This window comes from Microcoleus sp. AT9b-C3 (assembly GCF_036705485.1).
In the GTDB taxonomy this organism is placed as follows: domain Bacteria; phylum Cyanobacteriota; class Cyanobacteriia; order Cyanobacteriales; family Microcoleaceae; genus Microcoleus.
The window spans coordinates 1-14,300 of sequence record NZ_JAUBUR010000002.1 but is presented as its reverse complement, the minus strand read 5'-3'; the positions used below and the strand labels follow the sequence as shown (position 1 = coordinate 14,300).

6 protein-coding genes and 1 pseudogene are annotated in these 14,300 nt (G+C 44.5%); 3 read left to right on the top strand and 4 right to left on the bottom strand.

The genetic code is table 11. The features are described from left to right. A partial coding sequence (locus QUB77_RS01875; RefSeq protein WP_333322807.1) for a CHAT domain-containing protein occupies positions 1 to 1,941 on the top strand: 1,941 nt, incomplete at its 5' end. A gap of 128 nt (positions 1,942 to 2,069) precedes the next feature. On the opposite strand, the gene QUB77_RS01870 is transcribed toward QUB77_RS01875, so the two are convergent. The 4 genes from QUB77_RS01870 to QUB77_RS01855 form a co-directional block, all read right to left on the bottom strand. After that, a complete protein-coding gene (locus QUB77_RS01870) occupies positions 2,070 to 7,385 on the bottom strand; it encodes an AAA family ATPase (protein WP_333173141.1) in 5,316 nt (1,771 codons plus the stop codon). A 332-nt stretch (positions 7,386 to 7,717) separates the two neighbouring features. Continuing rightward, positions 7,718 to 8,131 carry a hypothetical protein gene (locus tag QUB77_RS01865; RefSeq protein ID WP_333173138.1) on the bottom strand — a complete coding sequence of 138 codons (414 nt, stop codon included), beginning with the start codon at positions 8,129 to 8,131 and terminating at the stop codon, positions 7,718 to 7,720. Positions 8,132 to 8,466: 335 nt separating this feature from the next. Further along, positions 8,467 to 10,491 carry an NAD-dependent DNA ligase LigA gene (gene ligA / locus QUB77_RS01860; RefSeq protein WP_333173136.1) on the bottom strand — a complete coding sequence of 675 codons (2,025 nt, stop codon included), beginning with the start codon at positions 10,489 to 10,491 and terminating at the stop codon, positions 8,467 to 8,469. 400 nt (positions 10,492 to 10,891) lie between these two features. After that, a complete protein-coding gene (locus QUB77_RS01855; RefSeq protein ID WP_333173415.1) occupies positions 10,892 to 11,872 on the bottom strand; it encodes an Npun_R2479 family HD domain-containing metalloprotein in 981 nt (326 codons plus the stop codon). Positions 11,873 to 12,158: 286 nt separating this feature from the next. Here QUB77_RS01855 and QUB77_RS01850 point away from each other — a divergent pair, with 286 nt between their 5' ends. Next, positions 12,159 to 13,904: an alpha/beta hydrolase gene (locus QUB77_RS01850; protein ID WP_333173134.1), complete on the top strand. Its 1,746-nt coding sequence runs from the start codon at positions 12,159 to 12,161 to the stop codon at positions 13,902 to 13,904. A 196-nt stretch (positions 13,905 to 14,100) separates the two neighbouring features. Then, positions 14,101 to 14,300: pseudogene (locus tag QUB77_RS01845) on the top strand (photosystem II q(b) protein); the annotation flags it as partial.

Here is a 14,300-nt window from a genome sequence, read left to right as displayed (position 1 = left end):
ACTCCGGTAGTAACTCCAACTCCGACTCCAGTTGTCACTCCAACTCCGGTAGTAACTCCAACTCCGACTCCAGTTGTTACTCCAACTCCGACTCCAGTTGTCACTCCCACTCCGGTAGTAACTCCAACTCCCACTGCAGTTGTCACTCCGACTCCAGTTGTCACTCCCACTCCGACTCCAGTTGTCACTCCCACTCCGCTAGTAACCCCAACTCCGACTCCGAGTGAAACTCCCACTCCGCTAGTAACCCCAACTCCGACTCCGAGTGAAACTCCCACTCCGCTAGTAACCCCAACTCCCACTCCAAGTGTCACTCCCACTCCTACTCCGAGTGTCACTCCCACTCCTACTCCGAGTGTCACTCCCACTCCTACTCCGAGTGTCACTCCCACTCCGAGTGTCACTCCCACTCCAATCGATCCTAGGGAAATACAAGTGCCCGCACCTGTGACTGCACCAAAATCGCCCACAGCCGCCGATACACCCACACCGCAAGGAGAATCTTCACCCCCTGATTCAGAAGACTTTCAACGCCGCAAAATTCCACCGCTAGACGATCCCGGTGTAGCAGCCGATCGAATTTTAACCATCGATCAAAGTATCACCAGTCAATTACCACCCGACATCGTACCATCCCCACCTGAATCAAAACAACCACCAACAGTCAACCCTACTTCTAATTTAGTTCTGGGATATGTTCCGTCTCCCAATCGACTTTTTGAAGTCAACGACATACAGAATATAGTCTGGAAAATTGAAGAAATGAGGAATCAAGAATTTGGAGCATACTTGGGGGTAAAAGCCAACATCCCAGAGGAAAATGTCTTGATTTCGACATTCCAAGAAACTTTAAAAAATATCGAACAGCAAACCGGCAAGCGGTCTGGTATTATCTACATAGTCTCGCGAGACGAACAATTAGAACTAATTTTAGTTCCTCCCGTGGGGCGACCGATTCACTACAGCGTCCCCGAAGCCAACAGAGCAGCTCTTTTCCCCACCGTCCAGGAGTTGCGCGCTGAAATCACCAATCCCGCAAAACGCGCTAGTACCAGCTATCTAAGGGCAGCCCAGCAACTATATAAGTGGGCGATCGCACCCCTAGAAAAAGACTTAGAAAACTTAGGAATTCAGACTTTGTTACTGTCAGTCGATGCGGGATTGCGAAGCCTGCCGTTTGCCGCTTTACACGACGGTAAAGGCTTCTTGATTGAAAAATACAGTTTCAGCCTAATTCCAAGTTTTAGTTCGACTAATACCGATTATAAAGCTGTTAGAGACGCCACCGTGCTAGCAATGGGAAGGTCAGAATTTGTTGACCAACAGCCCTTGCCCAGTGTGCCGATCGAATTACAAACAATTTCTGCTCAGTGGCAGAGCCCATCTTTCCTCAATTCCACTTTCACTTTAGATAATCTCAACTCGGAACACGCCAAGGGAGGATTTCGGATCGTTCACCTAGCAACTCACGCTGAATTCAAACCGGGAAAAGCGAGCAATTCCTACATTCAACTGTGGAATTCCAAATTGCAGCTCGATCGCATGGAGAGTTTAAATTGGCGCAATCCGCAGGTAGACTTGTTAGTATTGAGTGCTTGTAGAACTGCTGTGGGCGATCGGGAAGCAGAGTTAGGTTTTGGAGGTTTAGCAGTAAAATCCGGCACGAAATCTGCTTTAGGGAGTTTGTGGTATGTTGACGATGGAGGCACTTTGGGGCTGATGAGCGAATTTTACCACCAGTTGCGAGGAACCACAACTAAGGCAGAAGCTTTGCAACGCGCTCAACAAGCAATAATGTCCGGTAAAGTGCGGCTGGAAAACGGACAGCTAGTAACAACAGGCGGCCAGTTAAATTTACCTACTAATTTACAACAAGCAAACCACAATTTTTCTCATCCTTACTACTGGAGTAGTTTCACCATGATCGGAAGCCCTTGGTAAGCTGCCATCTCGATTTCTTCAGTCCGCGAAGGCGGACTTTTGTTGTGTAGTAGCGGTTTCAACCGCCGACTGACTTTCTTTGACAAGGATCGGTTTCAACCGGCGATCGATCCAGGGGGTTTGGAACTCTATTTCTGCTTCATCACCACCAAAGTAATATCATCAAAAACCTTCTGAGTGCCAATATACTGCCGCACATCATCAATCACAGCTTTCCTAATTTCTTGGGCAGGGCGCTGACGATTTTCAACCACCACTTGCCACAACCTCTTTAATCCGTACTCCTCTTTATTAATATCGAAAGCTTCAGGAATTCCATCAGTATAAAGCACCACCACATCCCCAGGATTTAACTGCACTTCTTCTTGAGCAATAAAGTCGCCAATCTCTTCTACTAAGCCAATGGGAAAGCCTAAATCCACCGTGTCTATGCACTCCAATTTTCCATCAGCGCGCACCACAATCATTTCCTCATGTTGTCCGCTTAATTTCAGGACACCTCCGGCATAGTCTAATATAGCTAGAGACATATTTCTAGAAGAGTCCATGCGCTGGAGATTGTCATAAAGAGTCTGGTTGAGGACATCCAAAAACTTCACTGGATCTGTTTCTTTCATTTTCTGAAGCGTCCTGACAGCCGTTTGTGCCATAATCATCAACACGCCGCTTTCTAAACCGTGTCCCGTGACATCGCCAATGCTAATCTTGACTTGACCATCCTGTTGCAATACGTCGTAGTAATCGCCGCCAACTTCATCGGCTGGTTCCATAAATCCAGCTATTTCTAAGCCTTCAATTGCCTCTAATTCTGACTGTTTTGGCAACACCATTTGTTGCAGTTGTTTGACAATATCGAGTTCCGCACTCATTCGCAGATTGTCTTTTTTGAGGAGTTCATTGAGAGTGCTAATTTCTTGATTAGCTTGACCTAGTTGAGCTGTGCGTTCTTGGACTTTATCTTCTAAGGTGCGATACAGCAAGGCATTTTCAATGGAAATAGCGGCTTGGGAAGATAGAACTTTAAGGACTTCTAAACGTTCGAGCGTAAATGCCCCAGTAGTCAAATTATTTTCTAGATACAGAAGGGCGAGCAATTTGCCTTGATTGATAATAGGAGTACATAAAACCGACTTAGGCTGATTTTTCACAACATAAGGTTCGCTAATAAATACACCTTCTTTCGTAGCCTCTGATAGCACTATATCTTCCAGAGTTCTTTCGACATATTTAAACATCCCCACCGGCATATCGTCCCCGGCTTCAACAGCAATAGATTGCAAAACTTCCACCTTGGGTGGGTCGAATTGACCAGTCGCTTCAATAGTTAACTTGCCATTATTTGAGAAAATCAGTAAACCTGTTTGGGCGCCTCCATTCTCCAGCAAAATATTCATTAATTTGGCTAATAATTGGTCAAGGACAATTGCACCAGCAAGAACTTGGGAAACTTTGATAACTGTGGACAAGTCTATATTTGAACTTGCTCCAGTTGTTGAAGAAGCTGTGCAAATAGTAGTAGTCGGCAAATCAGTTTGTTTCTGGGCAGATACCTTGGGTAGCAACTGCGGATATTTCTGCTCCAAATCCTCTACTTTACGCTTAGCCCCCCAAAGTTGGTAGCCATAATGCGCTTTTCTCATATAAAGTTTGGCAATTTCCTGTTTGGCTTTACCTAGCCAGAACTTAGCTGCTAGTTCATTGCCTAAAGCTTCATTCTGAATATACTGATTTTCATGGGCTGAAGCAATGGCGCGATCGTACAAGTCCCATATTAATTCTATTTCTTTATCAGTAATGCGAGCAATTTCCGCTTCTACCAGTAGATATTTGTGCAGGAAGTTTTCAGGACAGTTATCTGCCCAAATTTTCATCTTCTGTTGATTGACTTTTAAAATTTCCTCATATTCCTGCTGTTGCGAGTTGGTAGCAGTTGGGTAAAGAGCAGTTAAAATTAAAGAATAGTACATATAATGCTCGGCTTGACTGGGTATACCTGTAATAAAAACGAGAATTTCATCGCTTTTTTTGGCGGTTGTCAGAGCATTTTTATAATCTCCATATAGGAAGAAAATTTGTGTTTTAAATAGGTTATACGGCACTATCCCCGTCATAAAATTTTTTTTCTCCCACATTTGGAGGCACTGATATTCATCAAAATTCTCATCGCTAAAAGAAAAAATTTCCCTGGTTGATCCCTGTAAATTTAAGATAAAATACTGATATAATTGCTGACTCCCAACCAAAGCAGAATTTTTGATTTGCTTGTTAAACTCAAGATATTTGTTAGACTCATCAAGAATACTGTCAAAGTTTTCCCCAGCTATAATTCTTTGGATCACCAAATGGTAAGAAGTATAAGCCGCCCAAATATCTCTAAATTCTACACCTATTTGGTACCCCTTTCTAAGAATAGAAATACCTTTTTTAAGATGGCTTCGCCAGGGATTAATATGACCACCAAAGATATCGAGAACTTTGCAATATAAACTAGCATTATTAAACTGCTCGGCCAGCTTCATGCCTAATTGACCCCATTCATAACCAATCTTATAATCAACTAATCTTGGAGCTCCCATAGCTCCCCAGTAAGTATATCCATGAGCCGAGTGCTCGGAGTTGCCGTGTGCAATAGAAAGATTGACCATTTTCAGCGAGCCCAAAGCACACAAGTCTTGGTTAGTAAAATAAGTAGGTCCAGTAAGATTTTCTAAAAGCTTCATACAGGCTATTATTTCTGAGTTAATCATCTTGGGTGCATCAATTAGCTCGGCTATCTTGATTCTTTGGAGACTAACTCTGTATAACTGTAACTCGAATTCCAATTCTGACCAAATTTCTGCTTTATTAGCGATCGGCAAACTGACTCCCAAAGTTTTTAAGGTGTCAGAAGCTATTTGTATAGCTTCTGAATATTTGCCTTTATTATCATAAAAAATTACGCGCATATTCTGAATTTCTGCTCGTTCTAAATTAGAGTGAGCCTGAGTTAATATCAAATCAAATAACTCTTCTGCCTTTTCAAAGTTACCGCATAAATATTCACATTCAGACCGTTGTCGATATAAACTAAAGGTCAAATCATAATGCTCTTGCCAAGCATCTCCCGGCAACATCTCTATTCCCGTAGTAAAATATTGCTCTAAAGCAGCGGCATAAGCCGTTGAAGCTTTGGCTTTTCTCCCCGCTTCCAAGTTCAATCGTGCTAATTCCACCCGTTCCGATTCATCAGTTATCAATTCCCACGCTAAGTTTAAATGATCGACTATTTCAAATGTTTTTTCCGGTAGTTGCTCAGCAGATACATTCGCTAGCAACAGCCGCCCAATTTGAAGATGAAACGCTTTTTTCTGATTGTCATCAATCAGAGCATAAGCCGCTTGTTGTACCCGGTCATGCAGAAATTTATAATCTTGAATTAATAGGTTTTCATCTAACTCTGATGTGGGCAAGATGAATCCGGTCTGAACTGCCACAACTAAGTCAGAAAAAATTACCTCTTTCGGTTTTTCACTAACGATCGCAAGAGTGTTTAAGTAAAAAGAAGCACCTATACAAGATGCTAAACGTAAAACCTGCTGCGTGAGTTCCGGCAGTTTCTTTAACTTACCTATCATCAATTCTACAACATTATCGGTAATATTTTGTGCCTCAATTTGGTCAATATTCCACTGCCAACTATGCTCCTGGAAATCAAAAATTATCAGGTTTTCCGCGTACAGGGTTTTGAGAAACTGATTGACAAAGAATGGATTACCACCTGTTTTCCTCATCACCAATTCTGCCAAGGGTTTTACCGAATCCGGGTCGCTATATAATGTATCGGCAATCAGTTGGCTAATATTTTCTAGTTCTAAAGGTGCTAAGGTAATATAATTGATAGTGGCTCCATCTTTGAGCAATCCATCCAGCGTCATCATCAAGGGGTGCGTTGGGCTAACTTCATTATCCCGATAAGCTCCAATTAAAAACAGATATTGCATATCTGGATCTGTCACCATCAGTTCAATTAACTTGAGTGTCGCGGAGTCGGCCCACTGTAAATCATCCAGAAATATCACTAAGGGATGCTCATTTGTGCAAAAGGCTCGGATGAAGTTACTGAAGACAATATTAAACCGATTTTGCGACTCGCTTGCCCCTAATTCTGGCACTGGTGGCTGTTCGCCGACAATCAGTTCTACTTCGGGAATTACATCAATAATCACCTGACCATTGACACCAAAAGCACCTCTAAGTTTTTCTCGCCATTGTTCAAGCTGTATTTCATTTTCAGTTAATAGTTGCCGCACTAATCCCTTAAAGGCGCTAACTACAGCGGAGTAAGGAATACTCTTTTGAAATTGGTCAAATTTACCTGCGGTGAAATAGCCGCGCCGTCGGGTATTGGGTTTGTGAATTTCGGCTATTAGAGATGATTTGCCAATACCAGAATAACCCGCCACCAACATCATTTCTATTTGGGAATGGGGATTGTCCGCTACTCGCTCAAATGCTTTGAGTAGTGCTTCTACTTCGGCTTCGCGTCCGTAGAGTTTTTGGGGAATTTGAAACAGGGCGGAAATGTCTTGATCCCCTAAACAGAAATCAGATATATTTCCTGTGGTTTGTAACTGATGCAAACATTCTGCTAAATCATTTTTGATTCCGAAACCAATTTGGTATCGCTCCTCCGCGGTTTTTGCCATCAGTTTCATTACAATATCTGACAGGGCCTGGGGAATTTCTGGATTAATTTGATGAGGAGAAATTGGCACTTTAGCAATATGACAATGTACTAACTCTAGGGCATCATTTGTTTCAAAAGGAAGTTGTCCTGTCAGCAACTCATAAAAAGTGGCACCGAGAGAGTAAAAGTCGGTGCGGTAATCAAGAGAACGATTCATTCTTCCTGTTTGTTCAGGTGAAATATAAGCTAAAGTACCTTCTAAGACGTTAGGATTTTTTAGGGTTGGATTTTCGCGGGTGAATTGAGTAGAAATACCAAAATCTATAATTTTGAGTTGCCCGATTTCTGGGTTAAAAATAATATTGCTAGGGTTAATATCTTTGTGAATAATATTCGCCGCGTGAATACTGCTTAGAATTTCCGCCGTTGTAATAGCAATGCTCAGAAATTCCTGTAGGGGCAATAATCCCCTGCCTGAGTCCCTACGCTCATTCATTAACTGTTTTAAAGATACCGCGCCAAAATCCTCAAGGATGATACACAGCGTCCTCTGATAGGGTTTTAATTCATAAGCTTTAATTACTCCTTCTAGATTCAGATTTCGGGTAATTTCATATTCCTGCTTAAAGCGAACCAGTTCGGAGGGGGTAGGATAGTCTTCTTTGAGAAATTTAAGGATGACGGCTTGGTTGTCCTGTTGGCGGATGCCTCGATAAACGGTGGAGTTGATACTTTCGTAGATTTGAGTGAGAATCTCGTAGCCGCTAATCTCGATCATTTTCAGGATTCAATGATAGAAGAAAATGTTATTAAAGATAGTCAGCAATCATTATGGGCGATCGCACCGATCTATTATAGTAGCTGAGGATGCTTTGATACCCATGCTAAAGGTGAAATCTTCACATTAATATACTACCGCACATCCTCTATCACAGATTACCTCATGGCAATAGCAGGTAACTTTCATTACCTGCTTATTTACAACAAGAAAAACAAGAGTTTTCCGCTCTTTATTGGTGAACTCTTTTCACGGTGAGATTTTTTTTGTAAGTCCCATATTTTAAGTAGCAAACCTGTTCCTTCAACAATCCTCTCTAACCTGCAGATGCTCTATCTAGGGTTGATTTGTCTCGGGTTTGGTGCTGCAGTTCCGTAATTGACTCGACAGCCGATATTGAACAAACTCGAACTGCACTCCAGAGGAACAATCTGCTGATCGAGGAGGGCGCTGCAACTGACATACTCGTCGTTATTAGTATCTCTTACCATACATTCGATCGGGTTAGCTCCCGATCGCGCCGACCAACTCTTCATACCTACGACTGCAATCATATGCTGCCAGTAGAAAGCAAATAGCGACACTGCAAACAGTACAGCAACTGCTAATCCTGCTTTCAACTTCCAACTATTTAGGAAGTTTCCCAAATTATTTTTCACATTTTCTACGCCAGAAATTGAGCTTTCGGTAGTTATTTCTGGAGTTGTCAAGTTTGTTTGTGTTTGTTCTGCTGGAATTTCAGACATAATGTATCTCCTATGATTGCTGGGATTTGGCTAAGCTGGCAGTTGCCATCGCTATTGCAAACTTTATCAAATTTTAGCAAAACTAGCCTGTACCGACAACAGATTCGGGCCGCACCGCCGGGGAAGTATGTATATTCAGCAAGGGCGAGGGCGATTTCTATGCCTTTTGAGGTATTGCCCAATTCGCAATCGCCTATTTTGCACCTAGGGCAATAGAATTGTTGGCGATGTTCATGGAAAACTGCTCAAGTGAATCAGCTTTTTTTGGGAACCGCAGAGAGCGCAGAGGGCGCAGAGGAAGAAAAAAGAGAGATATATTGACTTTCACCAATCATTTATGGTTGCGATAGCAGTTCTAATAACTCAGATTCTGAAAGTAGTTCGATTCCCAAAGATTGAGCCTTTTCCAACTTAGAACCAGCATCTTCTCCCACAACCACATAATCTGTTTTAGCACTCACAGAACTTGTGACTTTACCGCCTGCTTTTTGAATCAAATCTTTAGCTTCATCTCGTTTCAAAGTTGGCAAAGTTCCCGTCAGCACAAAAGTTTTGCCTGCAAGTTGTAAATTTGTGCTGGCTAAATTGGAATTTTTAACTTCTGACTGCAATTGCAATCCCGCAGTTTTCAACCGTGCAATTAAACTTTGATTTGCCGGCACTCGAAACCACTGATAAACAGCTTGAGCAATTTCTGGCCCAATACCGTAAACGCCTTCAATAGCTGCGGCTGATGCAGAAGCCAAATCTGTCACATTGGTAAATCTTTCTGTCAGCAATTGAGCATTCACGCTGCCGACGTGGCGGATGCCCAAGCCGTAAAGTACGCGCGAATAAGGTTGATTTTTCGATTGGGCGATCGCACTTACCAACTTTTCTGCTAACTTCTTACCCATGCGTTCCAAACTCATCAATCTTTCCGCAGTCAAATCGTACAAATCCGCCGCAGAATTGAGCAGATTGCTATCAACCATCTGCTGCACCAACTTTTCCCCAACACCGTTAATATCCAGAGCATCCCGGCTGCAAAAATGAATCAGCGAACCCCTCAAAATTGCTGGACAAGATGTATTAATGCAGCGAGTAACGGCCTCCCCCTTTTCCCGAACTACAGGCTGTTCGCATTCGGGACAGCAACTAGGAATTTGGAAAAGTTGAGCATTGGGGGGGCGGAGTTCCGGCAAAACTCGCACAACTTCTGGTATAATTTCCCCAGCTTTTCTAACAATTACAGTATCGCCAATATGGAGATTTAGGTCGGAAAGTCGATCGCTGTTGTGGAGAGAAGCCCGCGAAACCGTCGTCCCAGCCAACTGCACCGGTTTGAGTTCCGCTACAGGAGTCAGAGCCCCGGTTCTCCCTACTTGCACGGTGACAGCTTCTACTATTGTAGGCACTTCGGCCGCAGGATACTTCAGGGCGATCGCCCAACGCGGAAACCTCTGAGTAAAACCCAATTGTTTTTGCAGCAAAACCGAATTAATCTTGACAACAACCCCATCCGTCATGTAAGGCAAATTTCGCCGTTCAGTATCCCAATATTCGTAATACTCCCGAACCTCATCCAAAGAATAGCAAATTTTGCGATTGGGATTCACCTTAAACCCCATTCGTCGCAACAATTCCAACGAATCCCACTGCGTGTTACCCTCGTTATCCCGATCTAAATGTAGAGTATAAGCAAAGAAATCCAACCTGCGTTTATCCACAATTTTAGAATCCAACTGCCGCAGCGTACCCGCCGCAGCATTGCGAGGATTAGCAAACAATTGTTCCCCCGCTTTTTCCCGTTCCCGATTAATTTCCTCAAACACAGCTAAAGACAAAAAAGCTTCTCCCCGCACTTCCACAACAGGCGGCGGATTATCTAAATTTAACTTTAAAGGAATCGATCGAATAGTCTTGACATTTTGAGTAATTTCCTCTCCCGCAATGCCGTCTCCGCGCGTCGCACCGCGAACTAAAACCCCATTTTCATAGGTTAATGCTAAAGCAGAACCGTCAATTTTTAACTCGCAAACATATTCAGCAGTTAATGGCTGATTCTCCCCTGCTACCCTTTGCCAGCGTTCCTGCCATTTAGCAAATTCTTCAAAATTAAAAGCATTTTCCAAACTGTAGAGAGGAATATTGTGTTTGACGCTAAAAAATTGAGTAGCAGGCTGTTCTCCCACCCGCTGAGTCGGACTTTCCGCAGTAATTAATTCTGGGTACTCTGATTCTAATTCTTGTAACTGTCGATAAAGTCGATCGTACACTTCATCTGGCATGAGCGGCGCATCGAGAACATAATAAGCATAGCTAGCTTCCTGTAGCTGCTGCCTCAACTGTTGAATTTGCTGCTGAATTTCTGCTGCCATATCAATTTAAGGTTTTCGATTTTCGATGTTAAATTTTTGATGATAACTTTTCATTTTAGCTCAAAAAAAACGAGCAAGCAACCTATCTGCTGCCACAGCAATTTTAGATTTGAGATAATTAATCTAAATTTGAGCTAAAAACCAATCTGCAGCAATTAAAAAATCAAAACTTATCCTAATTCTCACGCTGCCAAAAAACGGATACTTAATTTCCGACAGGAGTTGCCAGTCGGCCAATTTTTTCGACTCTTGTTCAACATCCCCGATTCATCTATGGATTAAATTTCAAATCCTTCGACTGATTGAAAGCAGAACGTTGCGCCAAGCATATCACACTGAATTATCAATTTTAAAATCCACTGACACGCCTTTATAGATGCCCCATTCTGGGCGTAAATAATCACAAATTTAAGTCGGGAAATTCTGTAAATTTCTTGTTTTCCCCAGACATGGAAGGTTGAAGATTATCACCATCTTTTTCGCCATTCAAGTTACTATTGGCGCAGGCTTTGGTGAATTCTTGAGCGTTGGGCTTTGTGAAAGCGAGCGGTTCAGCGTGTTCTACCTGAAATACATTGGCGTAGAGGTTGGCAATAATTTGTTTGCCTCCCTGGGTCAATTCCAAATAGTTCAAAGCTGCTGGAATATAGGGAAAAACTCCGTTCCAATAAAACTTGGCGTAATTTTGCCGCAAATCTCCCGGAGACTTGTAGCCCAAGATTTTATTAGTGCCGACTTCCTCAAATTCGTAGAACAGGGCACTTATTTTTCGCAGGTAATTTGGATCGCTCAACTGACCGATCAAATCGGCGGCCCTAGCGAGTCCCGAATAATTGTTTCGGTCTTGATGAGTTTCGCTAGCAGGAACGGGAAAGCGGGTCAATTCAATATTGCGCTTGATTTGTTCGGCATCAATTAATGTGTGGCCGCCGAAGCGTTCGTCAATTACGAGTTTTCCTCGATCGACATGATAAGGAGTTAAACTGGCAGAAGTTGCGCCGATCGGCACAGAAACCATGCCCCCGTCAATACCCGTAGCGTAGAGTCCCACAGCTTCTTGGTCTTGGCGGCAAACACCTTTGACGTAGCCGATATCGTGGCACAGCAGCGAAATCAGGTAGTGCAGCCAATCTTCCGGCGACACTCCTCCTTCGCGAATATGCTTGCCCCGGAGAATCTCTTGTCCCACCAAAGCCACGAGCATTGTGTGTTCCACATTGTGGTACAGAGCATCGCAGTTAGCGATATTTTCCAGAGCCATAGTCCCTGCCCAGGCGATAATTTCAGGGTAGTCAGGCTTGTACTTGCCGTAGGTGCGACGGTAGCCGGCCTGCAGCTCTTGCACAAAAGCGTCAATCAGGATAGCAGTTGCATTGAACATCATAAATTCTCTCACTCAGGCTGTAGTTACAAACTCGATCGAAAATATCTTGCATAGCTGAAAAAATAATCAATGGGCATTCCAGTAGGTTTGACCCCTCGGCGTTGAATTTTAAATTTCAGCTAGTCTTGTCAGGTCAGAAAATTGCTTTTTTGGCTATGCTTCCCAAGATAACCTAATTTCGGAAGCATCCGAAGCAACAGAACGATTTTTTGGTATTAAATGTTAGTGAAACAATTTACATCATTTCACCGACTAATTATTAGAAGTCCTAGGTGTGAAAGTTATGAACTGTCTGTTTTCGAGCCTCTCCACTGCTGCCCTTCGCACTCGGCGGTCGATCGCCCCAAAATACCTAGGATTGTTTGCATTCACTGCTGTTTGCACTGCAGCACCGGCAATGGGTGCCGAGCGAATTTACGTAACTTACGGGCCGCTAGAAGAATCAGTTCCCATCGAATCCCTGGCACTTTTCGCCAAAGAAGGCAAAATAGACTCAAACTTGGACGGCTTCGCTCAGTACGTCAAAGACTCTCAGCTAGCCGAGATTCGCAGCGCCCTGCAAGCAAAAGCTGAAATCAGCCACGTAACGATCGCCCAATTTCTCTACACGCCTCAAGGAGAAGTGCTGCTGAAACGCTTGGGCCGAGTAATTCAAACCAAAGCTCGGCAGCCCGGATTTTATGCCATCCGAGCCGCCCTGATTTTAGCAGCCTCAGATCCAGAAGGCCTGACAATACTCAACGTGCTGCGGAAATTCCCCACTTATGGCATCAGGATTGACATCGCTCGCGCCTTGGGTATCGCCAACGAGCTGACATCCCTGATCAACCGTTCCAATCAGACGATCGCCGGAGTCGCCCAGTTGTCCGAAGCGCAAGCAGCCTTAGAACCCCCCATACCGCCCGCCGAAATGCTGCAGCCCCAGCTACCGGGCCCCTATACTTGGAAAAAATCATCGGTAACTCTGACGAGTCCAAATCGCGATCGCACGTTTGATATGGACATTTACTTACCACAGGGGAGCCCGCAACCGGCTCCAGTAGTAGTAATTTCCCACGGTTTAGGTTCCGATCGCCTTTCCTTCCAGTATTTAGCCAAACACCTAGCCTCCTACGGCTTTGCCGTCGCCGTCCCCGAACACCCCGGCAGCAACGCCCAACAAATCCAAAACTTAGTAACAGGCAGAGCCAGTGAAGTAGCAGAACCAGCAGAATTTGTCAACCGCCCCCTCGACATCAAAGACCTGCTCGATTATTTAACCAAACTTTCTACAACCGATCCGGCCTACCAAGGGCAGCTCGACTTGCAGCGAGTCGGCGTCATCGGCCAGTCTTTCGGTGGCTATACGGCTTTAGCATTAGCCGGGGCAGGGATTAATTTTGCACAGCTAGACAAAGATTGCGGACTCGAAAACGATACTTGGAACCTCTCCCTACTGTTGCAGTGCCGCGCCCGCGGCCTAGAGCGCAACCAGTACAATTTCGCGGACCCGCGCGTCAAAGCTGCGATCGCCATCAACCCGATCGTCAGCAGCATTCTGGGAGAAACAAACCTCAGCAAAATCCAAATCCCAGTCATGCTAATCGCAGGCAGCGCCGATACCGTCGCCCCCGCTTTCCTGGAACAAATTCAACCGTTCACATGGCTGACATCGCTCAACAAATATCTCGTATTGATGATTAACGGGACTCACTTCTCAACGATCGAGGATTCCCCTCAAAGCGTATTTCTGCCACCCGCAGAGGCGATCGGACCCGAACCAGCTTTAGCCCGCCGCTACCTCAACGGACTCAGCCTAGCTTTCATGGAAAGCTATTTGAACAACAAATCCAATTTCCGCCCGTATTTAGAGCCGAACTACGCTTTAAGCATCTCCCGAGACACTCTCGGACTGAGAATTTTGCGATCGCTCACCCCGCAGCAACTCCAGCAGTTCAGGATTTCTCGACCTGCTGGCAGGCCAGTCTCTCCACCTGTCCTCGCTCCTGTTCCTCTACCTTCTCCACCTCCCATAGATCCCGTTCGTTAGGGTTGAGGTGCGCCGAAGAACACCCTGGCATATCTTTTCGCGCGGGGGCGATCGCCCCTCTCTCTCCTTTCATCAGCTTTCCTAATCACAGTCATCAGTTTAACTGTCGCTCAACCCCTTTACAAACCTTAACAACACAGTTAATAATATAAACATCATCCGAACATTGACAACCAAATACAGCAATCATAAAACCATGACAACAACCTTACAGCAGCGCGAAAGCGCCAACGTCTGGGAACGCTTCTGCGAGTGGGTCACATCCACCGACAACCGCATTTATGTAGGTTGGTTCGGCGTCTTGATGATTCCTACCCTCCTCAGCGCCACCATCTGCTACATCATCGCCTTCATCGCTGCCCCCCCAGTGGACATCGACGGCATCCGCGAACCAGT